At 71.9% G+C, this 16,126-nt stretch carries 16 protein-coding genes; 8 read left to right on the forward strand and 8 right to left on the reverse strand.

Features of this window, described 5'->3' with window-relative positions:
* Positions 1–25 precede the first annotated feature (25 nt).
* Together FV234_RS12220 and FV234_RS12225 are read right to left on the reverse strand one after the other, a co-directional pair.
* Positions 26–655 (reverse strand): nicotinamidase, encoded by a 630-nt coding sequence (locus tag FV234_RS12220; RefSeq protein WP_147829518.1) that lies wholly within the window; start codon positions 653–655, stop codon positions 26–28.
* Between the two features lie 85 nt (positions 656–740).
* On the reverse strand, positions 741–1,715 hold the full coding sequence (locus FV234_RS12225) for a quinone oxidoreductase (RefSeq protein WP_147763094.1): 975 nt from the start codon (positions 1,713–1,715) through the stop codon (positions 741–743).
* A gap of 451 nt (positions 1,716–2,166) precedes the next feature.
* Between FV234_RS12225 and FV234_RS12230 the strand changes: the two genes are divergently transcribed.
* Positions 2,167–2,442, forward strand: coding sequence for a hypothetical protein (locus FV234_RS12230; RefSeq protein ID WP_147753547.1), 276 nt, complete (start codon positions 2,167–2,169; stop codon positions 2,440–2,442).
* A gap of 4 nt (positions 2,443–2,446) precedes the next feature.
* On the opposite strand, the gene FV234_RS12235 is transcribed toward FV234_RS12230, so the two are convergent.
* Positions 2,447–3,259: a DUF502 domain-containing protein gene (locus FV234_RS12235; RefSeq protein WP_238272314.1), complete on the reverse strand. Its 813-nt coding sequence runs from the start codon at positions 3,257–3,259 to the stop codon at positions 2,447–2,449.
* Between the two features lie 29 nt (positions 3,260–3,288).
* Positions 3,289–4,608: a PepSY-associated TM helix domain-containing protein gene (locus tag FV234_RS12240; RefSeq protein WP_147829520.1), complete on the reverse strand. Its 1,320-nt coding sequence runs from the start codon at positions 4,606–4,608 to the stop codon at positions 3,289–3,291.
* A 391-nt stretch (positions 4,609–4,999) separates the two neighbouring features.
* On the opposite strand from FV234_RS12240, the gene FV234_RS12245 reads away from it, so the two are divergent.
* The 6 genes from FV234_RS12245 to FV234_RS12270 all read left to right on the forward strand — a co-directional run bounded on the left by FV234_RS12245 (position 5,000) and on the right by FV234_RS12270 (position 10,721).
* Complete coding sequence (locus FV234_RS12245) at positions 5,000–5,707, forward strand: cell cycle transcriptional regulator TrcR (RefSeq protein ID WP_147753550.1); 708 nt, start codon at positions 5,000–5,002, stop codon at positions 5,705–5,707.
* A 335-nt stretch (positions 5,708–6,042) separates the two neighbouring features.
* Positions 6,043–7,767, forward strand: coding sequence for a 30S ribosomal protein S1 (gene rpsA, locus FV234_RS12250; protein WP_147753551.1), 1,725 nt, complete (start codon positions 6,043–6,045; stop codon positions 7,765–7,767).
* A gap of 433 nt (positions 7,768–8,200) precedes the next feature.
* Positions 8,201–9,184 carry a signal peptide peptidase SppA gene (gene sppA, locus FV234_RS12255; RefSeq protein ID WP_147763098.1) on the forward strand — a complete coding sequence of 328 codons (984 nt, stop codon included), beginning with the start codon at positions 8,201–8,203 and terminating at the stop codon, positions 9,182–9,184.
* A gap of 54 nt (positions 9,185–9,238) precedes the next feature.
* A complete protein-coding gene (ihfB, locus tag FV234_RS12260) occupies positions 9,239–9,550 on the forward strand; it encodes an integration host factor subunit beta (RefSeq protein WP_147753553.1) in 312 nt (103 codons plus the stop codon).
* Between the two features lie 146 nt (positions 9,551–9,696).
* Positions 9,697–10,053: a LapA family protein gene (locus tag FV234_RS12265; protein ID WP_147753554.1), complete on the forward strand. Its 357-nt coding sequence runs from the start codon at positions 9,697–9,699 to the stop codon at positions 10,051–10,053.
* A 26-nt stretch (positions 10,054–10,079) separates the two neighbouring features.
* Positions 10,080–10,721: a phosphoribosylanthranilate isomerase gene (locus tag FV234_RS12270; RefSeq protein ID WP_147829522.1), complete on the forward strand. Its 642-nt coding sequence runs from the start codon at positions 10,080–10,082 to the stop codon at positions 10,719–10,721.
* 113 nt (positions 10,722–10,834) lie between these two features.
* On the opposite strand, the gene FV234_RS12275 is transcribed toward FV234_RS12270, so the two are convergent.
* Positions 10,835–11,545, reverse strand: a complete 711-nt coding sequence (locus FV234_RS12275) for a GNAT family protein (RefSeq protein WP_147829524.1) — start codon at positions 11,543–11,545, stop codon at positions 10,835–10,837.
* Complete coding sequence (locus FV234_RS12280; RefSeq protein ID WP_147829526.1) at positions 11,542–12,186, reverse strand: FMN-binding negative transcriptional regulator; 645 nt, start codon at positions 12,184–12,186, stop codon at positions 11,542–11,544. The genes FV234_RS12275 and FV234_RS12280 overlap by 4 nt, the downstream gene beginning before the upstream one ends.
* 90 nt (positions 12,187–12,276) lie before the next feature.
* On the opposite strand from FV234_RS12280, the gene FV234_RS12285 reads away from it, so the two are divergent.
* Positions 12,277–13,821 carry a PLP-dependent aminotransferase family protein gene (locus tag FV234_RS12285; RefSeq protein WP_238272304.1) on the forward strand — a complete coding sequence of 515 codons (1,545 nt, stop codon included), beginning with the start codon at positions 12,277–12,279 and terminating at the stop codon, positions 13,819–13,821.
* Between the two features lie 112 nt (positions 13,822–13,933).
* Here the strand turns inward: FV234_RS12285 and FV234_RS12290 are convergent, their stop codons facing one another.
* Together FV234_RS12290 and FV234_RS12295 are read right to left on the reverse strand one after the other, a co-directional pair.
* Positions 13,934–14,971, reverse strand: a complete 1,038-nt coding sequence (locus tag FV234_RS12290; RefSeq protein WP_147829528.1) for an ABC transporter ATP-binding protein — start codon at positions 14,969–14,971, stop codon at positions 13,934–13,936.
* An 8-nt stretch (positions 14,972–14,979) separates the two neighbouring features.
* Entirely contained in the window at positions 14,980–16,050 is a 1,071-nt protein-coding gene (locus tag FV234_RS12295; RefSeq protein ID WP_147754746.1) for an ABC transporter ATP-binding protein, read from the reverse strand.
* Positions 16,051–16,126 lie beyond the last annotated feature (76 nt).

Raw genomic sequence — 16,126 nt, forward strand, 5'->3', positions numbered from 1 at the left:
GCGACTGCTCCGGCGGCCGCGCCGACTACGCGCCGGTGACGTCGGCGCTCAGGCTCCGCCCGATTCCGGCCGCCTCCATCCGCGCCCAGGCGGCGGCGAGCGAGCCGTCCCGGTCGATCGCCCGCGTCGCGTCCGCGACCACCACGGCCTCGAACCCCGCCGCGCGCGCGTCGAGCGCGCTCCAGGCGACGCAATAGTCGGTGGCGAGCCCGCACAGCACCACGCGCCCGACGCCGCGCTCGCGCAGGTAGCCGGCGAGCCCCGTCCGCGTCCCGTCGGCCTCGACGAAGGCCGAATAGCTGTCGACGCCCGGGTTCAGGCCCTTTCGCAGGACGAGGGCGGCGCCGGGCAGGTCGAGGCCGGGGGCGAGCGACGCGCCGGCGCGTCCCTGCACGCAATGGTCCGGCCACAGCACCTGCTCGCCGTAGGCGAGCCGCACCGTCTCGAACGGCGCCCGGCCCGGATGCGCGCTCGCGAACGAGGCGTGCCCGGGCGGGTGCCAGTCCTGCGTCAGCACCAGGGTCGCGAAGCGCGCGGCCAGCGCCCGGATCGGCGCCACGACGGCGTCGCCGTCGGGCACCGCCAGCGCGCCGCCGGGCAGGAAGTCGCCCTGCACGTCGACGACGAGCAGGGCGTCGGCCGCGCCGACCCTCACGGGCGGCCTTCGGAGCGCGAGGGACGAACGATCGAGACCGCGATCCTCCGATCCGATGATCCCCGGATCGTTGCCGATCCTCGGATCACGGCACCATCACCGTCGAGCCCGTGGTCTCGCGGCCGGCCAGATCCCGGTGGACCTGCTGGGCTTCCGCGAGCTTGTAGGTGCGGTTGACCGGGATCTTCACCGCGCCGCTCTGCACCACCGAGAACAGGTTCTTGGCCATCTCCGCCAGGATCTCCGGCCGGCTCGCGTAGGTGAACAGCGTCGGACGCGTGACGTAGAGCGAGCCCTTGGCCGCGAGCAGCCCGAGGTCGAGGGCCTTGATCGGACCGGAGGCCGAGCCGAAGCTCGCGAGCAGGCCGAGCGGCGCCAGCGAATCGAGCGAGCCCGCCAGGGTGTCCTGGCCGACGCCGTCGTAGACCACCGGAACGCCCTTGCCGCCGGTGATCTCGCGGACGCGGGCCGCCACGTCCTCCTCGCGGTAGAGGATGACGTGGTCGCAGCCGTGGGCGCGGGCGAGGTCCGCCTTCTCGGCCGAGCCGGCGGTGCCGATCACGGTGGCGCCGAGGTGCTTCGCCCACTGGCAGGCGATCAGGCCGACGCCGCCGGCGGCCGCGTGCCACAGGATCGTGTCGCCGGGCTTCACCGCGTAGGTCCGGTGCAGCAGGTACTCGGCGGTGAGCCCCTTCAGCATCATGCCGGCGGCGGTCGAGTCGTCGATCCCGTCCGGCACGTGCACGGCGGCCGAGGCCGCGATCAGCGGCTCCTCGGCATAGGTGCCCTCCCCCGATCCGGTGGCGACCCGGTCGCCGACCGAGAACCCGGTCACGCCCTCGCCGACCGCGGTCACCGTCCCGGCGACCTCCTTGCCCGGCGTGAACGGCAGCTGCGCCGCCTTGTAGGCGCCGGAGCGGAAGTAGATGTCGATGAAGTTGACGCCGATCGCGCCGGCGCGGATGCGGATCTGGCCGGGGCCGGGCTGAGGCGTCGGCACGTCCTCGTAGGCCATCACTTCGGGGCCGCCGTAATCCTGAACGCGTATCGCCTTCGGCATCGTCTCGTCCTCGCGTGAGATCGTTCACGGCGAGATAAGGGATCGGACGCTTGGCGCAATGGCCTACGTGGGACAGGCAGGGCCATCGCTTGACAGCGCCGGCCCTATTTTTCCGACGGCCTCAATCGCCGACGCCCGCGTCCGCGGGCTTGGGCGTGGGCTTTCGCTTCGCTCGACGCCGTACAGGACCAAGGTCCTGAACGGCCCGCTCCGCGGGGGGCGCTTCGCACCCTGGCGGGAAAGACTGTCGGCGTCTCGGCGCACGGGCCGCGACGCGAGGGTTTCGGGTCCTGGAGGAATCGTCGATCCGGTACGGAACGCGAACGGTCCGACCGCCGTTGAGAGCCCCACGTAGTCGAGCGTGCCTTGCAGTGGCCATGTTTCAATCTTAACTGAACCTGAACGAAAGGCTGATTCGTTCAGGCCGTCACGGGAAAGATGGAGGACAGCGATGCTGACCGGACCGTTCCAACGCCTGCCGGGTTCTTCCGAGGGATGGCAGTCCCTCGCTCACGAGCCCTGGCTCCTGCCGATCTCCGACGCGGCCTCCGCACAGGCCTCCGACGTGGCGCTCGCCGTGCGTCGGGCCGCCCGCCCCTTCTGGATCGCCGCCAACGGCCTCGCCCTCGCCCTGGCGCTGCTCCTCGCCGCCGAGACCTCGACGGGCTGGATGAACGGCGGTCAAGCCGTCGCCCCGGTAAAGACCGTCGTCGCCAGCGCGTCCTGATCCGTCAGGCTTCCTCCCGCACCGGCGCGGCGCCTGCCGACGGTGCGCCCTGTGCCGTCCGCAGGGACGCGGCCATGGCCTGGAGCCGGGCCTGCGGGTCGTCGGGCTGGATGACGCCGGCCGACATCACCAGCTTGGCCGCGTCGTCCACGCTCATCCCGACCTCGATGATGTCGGCGCGCGGCAGGTAGAAGAAGAACCCCGTGGTCGGGTTCGGCGCGCAGGGCAGGAACACGCCGACGTAGTCGTTGCGCGCTTCGCCCCCTCCATTTCCCGTTGGCTCTCCCTTGCCGCCGGGCAGCGCCGCCTGGACGTCGGGTGCGGCCGGCGCCGACAGGAACACCACCGACCACGTTCCCTTCACCGGGAACTCGACGAGGCCGACCGTGCGGAACGAGGTTCCGTTGGCGGAGAACAGCGTCTCGAAGATCTGCCGCAGGCCCTTGTACAGCCCCGAGATCACGGGGGTGCGCGCCAGCAGCACCTCGCCGAACTCGATCACGCTGCGCCCCACGAGGTTCGCCGTGAGGAACCCGAGCAGGGTCACCGCGACGAAGGCGATGAGCATGCCGAGCCCTGGGATCGAGAACGGCAGGTAATGGTCGGGCAGGTAGCTCGCCGGCACCAGCGGCTTCACGAACCCGTCGATCAGCGTGATGATCCACCACGTGATGTAGGCGGTGATCGCCAGCGGCCCCGCGACGATGATGCCGGTGAGGAAGTAGGTCCGCAGCCGTCCGCGCGCGCTGACGCGGGGACGGGGGCCGGCGGCGTCCGGCTCGGGCGGCAACTGGGTCGGCGGTCTCACGGAAACCAGGGCAGCCCCCGAAGGCATGATCGCGAAGGCTAAGTCGGCGCGTTGCCGGGCATGGCTCCGGTGCCGTCAGGCCTACTCCCTCCGCCGGCCCGCCTCAAGGCCGATCCCCGTGCGGCGCCGGCGCGGCGCCGCAGGACGTACAGCACCAGTCCGGTGACCGCGAGCAGCGGCATCGCCAGGGCGGCGAGGCAGAAGACGAGGGCGAAGGCCGCGCCGAAGAAGCGCCCGCGATGCACCTCCAGCATGGAATCGGCGATCTGTCGGCCGAGCGGCTTGTCTGAGAAGCGCGACAGCGAGAGGCGGGCGCCGGTCGCGGCGTCGAAGATCGATTCGTTGCGCGCCTTCGGGGCGTCGGCCTCGGCGATCCAACGGATGCGGATCCGCGCCGCGTCCGGCCCCGGCGGCGTCACGGTGGCCAGCGCCGCCGACGCCCCCTCCTGCGCCCGGAACGCAGCCCAGGCCTTGTCGAGGGCCGGCGGGGCGTCCGCGCCCTTGTCCGTCCGCTCCGCGCCCTTGTCCGTCCGCTCCGCGCTCTTGTCCGTCCGCTCCGCGCTCTTGTCCGTCCGCTCCGCGCTCTTGCGCCCGCCCACCCGGTCCGCGCGCGCCTCCGCCGGCTTGTTCGCGCCCTTGACGGCGACCTCCCCCGTGAGGAGCCACGTCGCGGCCGACTTGTACGCGTCGTAGGACCACCACAGCCCCGTCAGCGCGATCACCGCGTAGACCGGCAGCAGCCAGGTGCCGGCGACGGCGTGCAGCGACCAGTAGCGCGGCCGCCCGGGCCGGCGCAGGCTCGGCTTCAGCCAGATCCGCCAGGCGTGGACCTTGGGCCAGCGCAGAACCAGGCCGGTGGCGAGGAACACGAGGAGCGCCAAAGCCGCGGCGCCGGTGATGGTGCGGCCCCAGCCCCTGCCCTCTCCGGGCAGCAGCAGCCACCGGTGCAGGCCGCGAATCGTGGCGAAGGTCGCCTCGCCCCGGACCTCGCCGCGCAGGGTGCCGTCGTAGGGGTCGAGGTAGACCGACGGCGCCCGCCCGCCGGGCTTGACGTCGCCGGCTTTGGCGTCGTCGGCGAAGCGCGCCCGCGGGGCCAGCGCGGGGTCGCCGAAGAACGTCAGCGCGCCGACCCTCAGGCCCGGCCGCTCCGCGGAAAGCCGCGCCACCAGCGCCTCCGGCCCGAGAACCGGCCGATCCTGGACCGCGACCTGCGCGCGGTCGGCGTTGGCGAGGTCGAGGATCGCCTCCTCGTAGCTCATCATCGCACCGGTGACGCCGACCAGGGCGAGGACGAGCCCGGCGGTGAGGCCGAGCGCCCAGTGCAGGCGAAACAGGACGGTGCGGAGGGAGACAAACATCGCAGGCGGTACGTCACGGAAACGGCGTGCGGTCAAGTCTTTCGGTAGAAGTCCTGAGTTGTGGAATCTAATTTATTACAATTCGAAAGAGCATCGACTTGTGTTTCTCGGGCCGCGGCGATCGAAAGCCTCGGAACCCTTCGCGCGCCCCGGACAGGACGAATGGCTGTGCCGGATGAAGCGCCGAGGGTCGATTCTCCGACGCCGCGTGTTCGATGATCGGCCCACCGCAGGCCGTCGAGTCGATTGCGCCCTCCGGCGCCCCCGCGTATACGAGGTCATTCCCCTTTTGAACGCGTGAGACGGGACTTTCGGATCGAGCGGTCCGGAGCCTGCGGACCGATGCCCGGCTCCGTCCGTCCCCGCGTCGGTTTTGGAGCCCGTGCGAAACATGACCCAGGGTCCGCTGATGCCCAAGGCGACCGCCGTCTGGCTGGTCGAGAACACCTCGCTCGCCTTCGAGCAGATCGCCGATTTCTGCAAGCTGCACCCGCTCGAGGTGAAGGGCATCGCCGACGGCGAGGTCGCCGCCGGGATCAAGGGCTTCGACCCGATCACCGCCGGCCAGCTCACCCGCGACGAGATCGAGAAGGCGCAGAAGTCGCCGGCCTACAAGCTCAAGGTCGCGGTCTCGAAGGTGAAGCTGCCCGAGGTCAAGCGCACCACCAAGGGTCCGCGCTACACCCCGCTGTCGCGCCGCCAGGACCGACCGAACGCGATCCTCTGGCTGCTGCGCAACCACCCCGAGCTGAAGGACGCGCAGGTGATCCGGCTCGTCGGCACCACCAAGTCGACGATCCAGCAGATCCGCGAGCGCTCGCACTGGAACTCCGGCTCGCTGCAGCCGATGGACCCGGTGACGCTGGGGCTCTGCACCCAGATCGACCTCGACTTCGAGGTCCAGCGCGCCGCCAAGGACCGTCCCGCGGCGCTGGCCGCCGATTCGGGCGCCTCGCTGCTGCCGACCGAGGTCTCCACCCGCGAGGAGGCGCCCGAGGCCGACGAGCACCGCCACGGCGGTCGCGAGGAGCGGATCAACGCCGATTCGGTGTTCGCCAAGCTCAAGGGCGTCCGCCCGGCGGACGACGACGAGGACTGATGTCTTCGCGGTCTCCCAAGTCTTCGGACCGACGCTGCGGGCCTGCTTCGAAGGAAGCGGGCCCGTTCTGCGTCGACACCCGTTTCTGTTGAACTTCCGGGCCCGTTGCTGTAGAGAGCCGGCGTCCTTCCAGGCCGACCGCACGCGCGTGTTTCAGTGTTGCGCGGCGCCGCCCCGGGACGACCGCCCTCGGACACCGTACGAACGCGTCGGCAAGCCGATCCCATTTTCGGATCGGTCGCTCCTCGATCCGGAGCGGCAGCGGCAACGGGGGCGTTCGCAACACGAGCCGCCGACGTGAGGGCATCCCCGAGGGAGCCCGTTCAGGAGACAGAATGACTGCTGGTACCGCTCTGCAGCGCGACACCTACCGCGACGACTTCGCGGCGCTGCTCGAGGAATCGTTCCTCCAACACGAGATCACCGAAGGCTCCGTCGTCAAGGGTCGCGTCGTCGCGATCGAGAAGGACGTCGCGGTCATCGACATCGGCGCCAAGACCGAGGGTCGCGTCGCCCTCAAGGAATTCAACGGCCCCGGCCGCGAGGGCGAGCTCGCCGTCGGCGACGAGGTCGAGGTCTACGTCGACCGCATCGAGAACGCGCTCGGCGAAGCCGTCATCTCGCGCGACAAGGCGCGCCGCGAGGAGTCGTGGGTCAAGCTCGAGAAGGCCTTCGAGGCCAACGAGCGCGTCTCCGGCACGATCTTCAACCAGGTCAAGGGTGGCTACACCGTCGACCTCGACGGCGCCGTGGCGTTCCTGCCGCGCTCCCAGGTCGACATCCGCCCGGTGCGCGACGTGACGCCCCTGCTCGGCACCCCGCAGCCGTTCCAGATCCTCAAGATGGATCGCCGCCGCGGCAACATCGTCGTCTCGCGCCGCACGGTGCTGGAGGAGAGCCGCGCCGAGCAGCGCTCCGAGCTCGTGGCCAACCTCGAAGAGGGTCAGGTCATCGACGGCGTCGTCAAGAACATCACCGAGTACGGCGCCTTCGTGGATCTGGGCGGCATCGACGGCCTGCTCCACGTCACCGACATGGCGTGGCGCCGCGTGAACCACCCGTCCGAGGTCGTGACCATCGGCCAGACGGTCAAGGTCAAGATCATCAAGATCAACCACGAGACCCACCGCATCTCGCTCGGCATCAAGCAGCTGCTCGCCGATCCGTGGGAGGGCATCGCCCAGCGCTACCCGGTCGACGCCAAGCTCAAGGGCCGCGTCACCAACATCACCGACTACGGCGCCTTCGTGGAGCTGGAGCCGGGGATCGAGGGCCTGATCCACGTCTCCGAGATGAGCTGGACCAAGAAGAACGTCCACCCCGGCAAGATCGTCTCCACCTCGCAGGAAGTGGAAGTGCAGATCCTCGAGGTCGACCCCGTCAAGCGCCGCATCTCGCTCGGCCTCAAGCAGACCCTGCAGAACCCGTGGGAGGCCTTCAACGAGAAGCACCCCGTCGGCTCCGAGGTCGAGGGCGAGGTCAAGAACAAGACCGAGTTCGGCCTGTTCATCGGCCTGGAAGGCGACGTCGACGGCATGGTCCACCTGTCGGACCTCGACTGGAACCGTCCCGGCGAGCAGGTGATCGAGGAGTTCAAGAAGGGCGACATGGTCAAGGCGCAGGTTCTCGACGTCGACGTCGAGAAGGAGCGCATCTCGCTCGGCATCAAGCAGATCGGCGGGGACCCCTTCGCCGAGGCCGGCGACGTCAAAAAGGGCCAGATCGTCACCTGCGAGGTCGTCGAGGTGAAAGATTCGGGCATCGAGGTGAAGATCGTCGACACCGACATGCAGAGCTTCATCCGTCGCGCCGAGCTCGCCCGCGACCGCGGCGACCAGCGCCCCGAGCGCTTCGCCGCCGGCGAGAAGTTCGACGCCCGCGTCATCCAGTTCGACCGCAAGGCGCGCCGCGTCCAGCTATCGATCAAGGCGCTGGAAGTCGCCGAGGAGAAGGAGGCGATGGCCCAGTTCGGCTCGGCCGATTCGGGTGCCTCGCTCGGCGACATCCTCGGCGCGGCCTTCAAGAAGGCCCGCACCAGCGACGACGTCGAAGAGAAGTAGTCCGGTCCTCGCCGGCCGCCCGGGTTCCGCCCGGGCGGCCGGCGGGCCCATTCGATCCGAGGCCCGCGCCGGACACCCGTCCGGCGCGGGCCTTTCTTTTTGGCGGTCTCGTGCCCTCGGCAGCGTGACCGTTTTCAGGGCCTGCACGGATTCGGTCGGCCATGACGGGTGCAGCGCAACCTTAAGGCGATGCGGTTTTGGTTCCCCGCGCCCCTTGCCGGTCCGTGTCCGGCAGGGCTAGAACACCGCTCGCGGGCAACGGCCCGGCGCCCACGAGTTCAAGCCTGCCAAGGACTTGGTCTGTACCGACGCGTGCGGTGCGGATCGTGCCGCGGCACGCGGGCCTCGTGCGCCCTGCCCCGGACATCGGTCTGCGGGTGGGCTGAGAACCGGCCGGCCGCGAGGCCGGGACCGCCAGGGAGCAGACCAGCGCATGGCAGCCGACGCCGAACTCCTGATCGACCGGCGGCGGTTGCGCCGCAAGCTGTCCGTGTGGCGCGTGGTCGGCATCGGCGGCCTCGTCGTCGCCGTCGGCGCGGTCGGCCTGCGGGTCCGCGCCGGCACCGAGGGCGGCCTGTTCGGCGCGGTGAAGCCGCAGATCGCCCGGATCTCGATCTCGGGCTTCATCTCCGGCAGCGAGGCCACCGCCAAGCTGATGAAGCGGGTCGGCGAATCCGCCGCCGTCGAGGGCGTGGTGGTCTCGATCAACTCGCCCGGGGGCACCACCACCGGCTCCGAGGAGCTGTTCCGCAACCTGCGGGCGCTCGCCGAGAAGAAGCCGATCGTCGCCTTCGTCGACGGCACCGCGGCTTCGGGCGCCTACATCACCGCGATCGCCGCCGACCACATCGTCGCGCGCGAGACGTCGCTCGTCGGCTCGATCGGCGTGCTGTTCCAGTATCCGGACGTGTCGGGGCTGCTCGACAAGGTCGGCGTGAAGGTCGAGTCGGTGAAGTCCTCGCCGCTCAAGGCCGAGCCGTCGGGCTTCACCCCGACCTCGCCCGAGGCGCGGGCCGCCCTCGCGGCGGTGGTCGGCGACACCTATGCCTGGTTCAAGAACCTCGTGGCCGAGCGGCGCGGGATGGACGGTGCCCAGGTCGCCACGGTCTCCGACGGCCGGGTGTTCAGCGGCCGCCAGAGCGTGCCGCTGAAGCTCGTGGACGAGCTCGGTAGCGAGCGGCAGGCGATCGCGTGGCTCGAGACCGCGCGCAAGGTGCCCAAGGACCTGCCGGTGACCGACTGGAAGCCCGCCTCCAACCAGGGCTTCGGCCTGTTCTCGGCGCTTGGATTCGGGGCCGACCTCCTCGGGTTCGAGGGCCTGTCCGCGCGGCTGGCCGAGGCCGGCGCCGAGGCGGGGGCCGTCACCCAGGGCGGCATGCTCGTGCTGTGGCGCCCGAGCCCGTCCGCCGCGCCCTGATTCGGTGCGATCCACCAGGATTCGCACCCCGGAACTTCGAGAAGACCAGACGCCATGATCAAGTCGGAGCTCGTCATCAAGATCGCCGAGCAGAACCCGCACCTCTACCAGCGGGACGTCGAGACGCTGGTCAACGCGATCCTCGACACGATCGCCGACGCGCTGGCACGGGGCGACCGGGTCGAGCTGCGCGGCTTCGGTGCGTTCTCGGTGAAGCGCCGGGATGCGCGCCGCGGGCGCAACCCGCGCACGGGTGCGGCCGTTGCCGTGTCGGAAAAGGCCATCCCCGTGTTCAAGACCGGCAAGGAGATGCGCCTGCGCCTCAACGCGGCCGGGATCGGCGAGAGCCAGTCCGCGGCCGAGTAGGGTCCTTCGCGAGACATCGCGGCGGATCGGCCGGTTCGTCTTCCGCGAAGCGGGCCAAGCGCGACGGCGCGTCGCCGCCGGTGGGGCGGATCGCGGATGTCCTCCCGGACCATCCGCGGCACAGTAAGAACGGTTCGGAGAGATCGATGGTCCGCTTCCTCAAGAGTTTGGTGCTGCTGCCCATCGCGATCCTGGTGATCTTGGTCGCGGTCGCCAACCGTGATCCCGTGCGGCTCTCCCTGGACCCGTTCTCGCCCGATCCGGTGTTCAGCGTGATGCTGCCGCTCTACGCCATCCTGTTCGGGGCGGTGGCGCTCGGCATCGTCGTCGGCGGCATCTTCACCTGGCTCGGGCAGGGCAAGGCCCGCCGCCAGGTCCGCCACCGCGGCCGCGAGATCCGCCGCCTCGAAGGCGAGACCGAGCGGCTCAAGGCCTACGCCCCGCCGGAGCCCGGCACCGGCCTGACGCTGCCGGGACGGACCGCGCTGCCGGCCCCGCGCTGACGCGACCGGGTCTCGAAGCGCCAGCCATGTCGATTCGCGTCAAGATTTGCGGCCTGAGCACGCCCGAGACCATGGCCGCCGCCCTGGAGGCCGGCGCCGACTGGATCGGCCTCGTGCGGTTTCCCAAAAGTCCGCGCCATGTCGACCTCGACGCGGCCCGCACCCTGTCCGCTCAGGCGCGCGGCCGGGCCGAGCGGGTCGTCCTGCTGGTCGACCCCGACGACGCCGCGCTCGACGCCGCGCTGGAGGCGATCGATCCCGACCTGATCCAGCTGCACGGCGTCGAGACGCCGGAGCGCGTCGCCGCGATCCGCCGGCGCGCCGGCCGCCCGGTGATGAAGGCGCTGGGCGTCGCGAGCCGGGCCGACCTCGACCGGATTTCGGCCTTCGCCGCCGCCGACCGCCTGCTCCTCGACGCCAAGCCGCCCTCCGGCGCCGTGCTTCCCGGCGGCAACGGCCGCCCCTTCGACTGGACCCTGCTCGACGGCGCGGACCTCCCCTCCGGCTGGATGCTGTCGGGCGGCCTCGACCCGTTGAGCGTCGCCGCGGCGCTCGCCCGCACCGGGGCGACCGCGGTCGACGTCTCCTCGGGCGTCGAGTCGGCGCCGGGCGTGAAGGACCCGGACCGCATCGCCGCCTTCGTCAGGGCGGCCCGCGCCGCCGGCTGAGCCGGGTCATACCAAATCCGGTCGATCCCTTCGGGATGGCGGATTTGGGCTTCGCTCAGGCGCCGCGCGGGCTTGCCTGACCCGGCCTCCGCTTTGAGCAAGCGGAGGCCGGGTCAGCCCGGTCGCAGGTCGGCGAGGGCTCGCCGCTGCCGCCCGTCTTCGAAGAAGTTCTCCGGGGCGAGCCAGGCCCGGAACGCCGCCCTCACCCGCGGCCATTCGGCCTCGGTGACCGAGAACCAGGCGGTGTCGCGGGAGCGCCCCTTCACCACGACGGCGTTGCGGAAGACGCCCTCGAAGGTGAAGCCGTAGCGCAGGGCCGCCGCGCGCGAGGGCGCGTTGAGGGCGTCGCACTTCCACTCGTAGCGGCGGTAGCCGAGCTCGTCGAAGGCGCGGGCCATCATCAGGGCCATCGCCTCGGTCGCGGCCGGCCGCCGCGCCAGGGCGGGCGAGAAGTGCAGGTGCCCGACCTCGATGACGCCGTTGGCCGGATCGATGCGCAGGTACGATGCGAGGCCGACCGCCCGGCCGGTCTGCCCGTCGACGATCGCTTGGAACAGCGGGTCGGCGCCGGCCGCCATCGCCGCCAGCTCGGCCCGGTAGGCGCCTTCCGTCTCCGGCAGGGTGCCGCCGAGATAGGTCCAGCTCCGCCGGTCGGGGGCCGCCGAGAAGGCGGAAAACAGGTCGGCCGCATGGCGCTCCGCATCCAGCGGCTCGACACGGCAGGTGCGTCCCTGCATCGCCGTGCGCGGCGGAAGCGGGCGCGGGCGCCAATCCGGCAGGGCCGGCCCGATCGGCTGGCCGAAGTCGTTCTCGCGCGCGCTCATCGTCCGCTCCGTGCCTGCACCAGGGCCGCCATCTCTTCAGCCATGCCGTCCCCGTCGCCCGCGGCGCGAAATCCCGCGACCACGCCATCGCGGTCGGCCGCCGGCCGGTTCTGGCTGACCTTCCACTTGCCCACGATCTGCGCCACGGGAATCTCGATCCCGACGATGCCCTTGAGCTGCGCGTCGGTGAAGGCCCGCGGTGCGTCGTCGACCGCCCAGGGTTCGGGCCGTCCCGCCTCGCGCAGGTCCGTGAGGTCGGCGATCTGGCGCCGGAGCCAGGCCGCATCCTCGATCACCCGCGGTCGCCCCCGAGCGTGGACCGTGGCGTAGTTCCAGGTCGGCACCACCTTCCCGGTCTCGCGCTTGGTCGCGTACCAGGACGGTGTGACGTAGCCCTGCGGACCCTGGAACACCACGAGGCATTCCGCGACCTGCGCCAGCTCGCGCCAGTGCGGGTTGGCCCGCGCCAGGTGCGCGCGCAGCGTCCCCCGCTCGGAGGCCTGCCCGTCGATCAGGAACGGGATCGGGTTCGCCATCAGGCCCCCCGGCCCGGCGGTGACGAGGAGCCCGAGGGGGTGGGCGCGGATCAGGGCGTGCTGCGCCCCGAGGTCGTCCTCCCTGAAATGCGGCGGCTGGTACATCGCGGCGCTCCCGACCAGTGGAGGCCTGGGCTTGACCGATCGCCGGTCCAGGCAAAAGATCCGGTTTCACGCAAACGACTGGACCACTTCGTGCCCGAAGCCCACGGTGCCAGGCCCGTCGAGACCCACCCACGCGGAGAGGGCGGCCTGCCCCTCGTCCTCGATCTCGCCCACGGGGCGGCGACGCCCCTGCACGTGCGGATCGGCGACGCGCTGCGCCGCGCGATCCTGGAGCGTCGCATCGCCCGCGGCGCCCGCCTCCCCGGCTCGCGGGCGTTGGCCGAGGACCTCGGCTGCGCCCGCGGCACGGTGTTGACCGCCTTGGAGCAACTGGTCGCCGAGGGCTATCTCACGGCACATCGCGGCTCCGGCACCCGCGTGGCCGCCACCCTGCCCGACGACACGCTGGCCGTCGCGAAAGCCCCCGACGCCGCGCCTACAGCTTCGGCGCCCTCTCCGCCTCCGCCGGCCCTGTCGCGACGCGGGACGGCCCTGATGGCGTCGTCGGCGCGGGTTTGGTTCTCGGCGCCGGTGGCGCCGAACGCCTTCGCCCTCGGGCGCCCGGCCGCCGACGCGTTCCCCTACGCGACCTTCGGGCGCCTGCTCCAGACCGAGTGGCGCGACGGCGCCCCGCCGCCTTATCCCCTCGGCGATCCGCGGCTGCGCGCCGCCACCGCCGCCTACCTCGCCGCCACCCGCGGCGTCGCCTGCACGGCCGACGCGGTGATCGTCACCGCCGGCATCCGCCAGAGCTTGCGGCTGCTGGCGCAACTGCTGCTCGATCCGGGCGAGACGGCGCTGGTCGAAGATCCGGGGTTTCCCGGCATCGCCCTGGCGCTGGCGGAAGCGGGCCTGCGCCCTGTGCCCGTGCCGGTCGGACCCGGCGGCCTCGCGATCGACCGGGCCGGGGCCGCACTGGGCGCGCGCCTCGCCGTGGTGACGCCGGCGCATCACTATCCGCTGGGCCACGCCATGAGCCTGGAGAACCGGCTGGCGCTGCTCGCCTGGGCCGAGGCGGCGAACGCCTGGATCGTCGAGGACGATTACGGCGGCGAGTACCGCTATGCCGGCCGGCCGCTGCCGCCGCTGCGCGCCCTCGACCGGACCGGACGGGTGATCTACGCCGGCAGCTTCTCCAAGGTGCTGCTGCCGGCGCTGCAGCTGAGCTACCTCGTGCTGCCGCAGGGGCTCGCCGGACCGGTCCAGCGGGCGCTGGCGGAGACCGGCCCGGCGCCCTCCGGCCTCGGCCAGGGGGCGCTCGCCCGCTTCATCGACGAGGGCCATCTCGGCCGCCACCTGCGCCGCACGCGAAAGCTCCATGCCGGGCGGCAGGCCGCCCTGCTGGCGGCCGCCCGCGACCGGGCCGCCGGCCTGCTCGACGTCGCGCCGCTGGAGGGCGGGATGCACCTCGTCGCCCGCCCGGGGCCGGACTGGCCGTCCCGCCTCGGCGATGTCGCGGCCGTGGCCGCCCTGGCGCAGGCCGGCATCGCGGCCGTGGCGCTCTCGGCCTACCATGCCGACCCGGGCAACGCCGCCCCGGGCCTCCTCCTCGGCTACGCCGCCGTGCCCGAGCGCGCCATCGCGCCGGCGGTGACGCGCATGGCGACGACCTTGCGGGCCGCCGGCGGGGGCTGATGCGCGGGTTCCACAAGGCCGAGGCTCAGAGCACGATCCTGCAAACCGGGGATCGGGCTTCCCGGCCGGCGACGGCTTCAGCCGATTGAAGTGACGGATGTGGTCCGCCGGCTCAGGCCGCCGCCTCGGCTCTCACCGGCTGCGGCCCGGCGCGGTAGGCGGCGGACGCCTCCTCCGTGCGCCAGCAGGCGGCCAGGTGCCCGCCGCCGACTTCGACCGAGGGCGGGGTCTCGCGGCACTTGTCGATCGCGAGGAAGCAGCGCGGGGCGAACGGGCAGCCGGCGGGGCGGTTGGCGAGGTCCGGCGGGCTCCCCGGGATCGTCTGCAGCCGTGCGCGCTTTCCGTCGACTTCCTTGGCCAGCGCCCCCTCCGCGCGGCTGCGCAGCAGGCCGATCGTGTAGGGGTGGTGGGGATCGAGCACCACTTGGTGCGCGGTGCCGGTCTCGACGATGCGGCCGGCATACATCACCGAGATCCGGTCGGCGACCTCGACCGCCGCGCCGAGGTCGTGCGTCACCAAGATGATCGACAGGCCGAGGTCGCGCTGCAGCTCGCGCAGCAGCAGCAGGATCTGGATCTGCACCGTGGCGTCGAGCGCGGTGGTCGGCTCGTCGGCGAGCAGCACCTGCGGCCGGCAGGCGAGCGCGAGCGCGATCATCGCGCGCTGGCGCATGCCGCCCGACATCTCGTGCGGGTAGGCGTCGAGGCGCCGTTCCGGGCTCGGGATGCGGACGCGCTCGAACAGCGCGAGCGCCCGCTGCCGGGCGCCGGCCGCGTCGATCTTCTCGTGCCGGCGGATCGCTTCCGTGATCTGTCGCCCGACGGTGTAGACCGGGTCGAAGGCGAGCAGCGGCTCCTGGAAGATCATCGCGGCGACGTGCCCGCGGAAATCCGCCAGCTCGCGCTTCGACAGGGCGAGCACGTCGCGGCCCGCCACCGCGATCTTGCCGCGGGTGCGGCTGCGGCCTTCCGGGAAGAGGCGCAGGATCGCGCGCAGGGTCACGCTCTTGCCCGAGCCCGACTCGCCGATCAGCGCCATGGCCTGGCCGCGCTCGAGCCGGAGGTCGACGCCGTCGACCACCTCGACCTTGCCGAAGCCGACCTTGAGGTCGACGAGCTCGACGGCGGGGGCGTTCGGATTCGCGCTCATGGGTCCGCTCATGCCGCCACCTGCTCGGCGGCGGGCGCGAGGGAATGGCCCGAGCCCGGCTGACGCGCGAGGCAGGCGGCCTGGTGCAGCGGCGCGATCGGGGCGAGCGGCGGCGTCGCCTGGGAGCAGACCGGCTCGGCGAGGCGGCAGCGCGGATGGAAGCGGCAGCCGTCGGGCGGGTCGATCGGGTTCGGCGGGTCGCCGGTGAGCAGGGCGGCCTGCGTACGGTTGTCGGGATCGAGCGACGGCATCGAGGCGAGCAGCGCCTGGGTGTAGGGGTGGGCGGGCTCGGCCAGCACCGTGTCCGAGGGGCCGAGCTCCGCGACGCGTCCGAGATACATCACCATCACCCGGTCGCAGATGAAGCGCACCACGTTGAGGTCGTGGCTGATGAACAGGTAGGTCAGCCCGAACTCCGCCTTGAGGTCGAGGAGCAGGTTGAGCACCTGCGCCTCCACCGACTTGTCGAGGGCCGAGACCGCCTCGTCGAGGAGGATCAGCCGCGGCTCGAGCGCCAGGGCGCGGGCGATGTTGACCCGCTGGCGCTGGCCGCCGGACAGCTCGTGCGGGTAGCGCCCGGCGAAGCGTTTCGGCTCCAGGCCGACGCGGGCGAGGAGCCCGCGGGCGCGCTCGATCGCCTCGCGGCTGCCGACCCCGTTGACCGTCGGCCCGAAGGCGATCGAGGCCTCCACCGTCATCCGCGGGTTGAGCGAGGCGTAGCTGTCCTGGAACACCATCTGCACCTGGCGGCGATAGGTCCGCCACGGCATCGCGCGGGAGCCCACCGCCTCGCCGTCGAACAGCATCTCGCCCTGGTCGCGCTCGATCAGCCCCATCAGGAGCTTGGCCGTCGTCGACTTGCCGCAGCCGGATTCGCCGACGATCCCGAGGGTCTCGCCCTTCAAGGCCTGGAAGTCGACGCCGTCGACGGCGCGCACGACCGACTTCTTGCCCCCGACGCCCTTGCGCACGGGGAAGTGCTTGACGAGGCCCGAGACCGACAGGAGCGGCTGGGCCGGGCCGCCGCGGTCGCGCAGGGCCGCGATCGCGAGGTCGGCGGGCTGGACGATGACGCTCATGTCGGCTGCCCTTGATGACGCGGCCAAGGCGACCCGCCGTATGGGCGGTGCTGCTCCCTCTCCCGGGGGGGGAGGG

This window comes from Methylobacterium sp. WL8, from assembly GCF_008040045.1.
In the GTDB taxonomy this organism is placed as follows: domain Bacteria; phylum Pseudomonadota; class Alphaproteobacteria; order Rhizobiales; family Beijerinckiaceae; genus Methylobacterium; species Methylobacterium cerastii.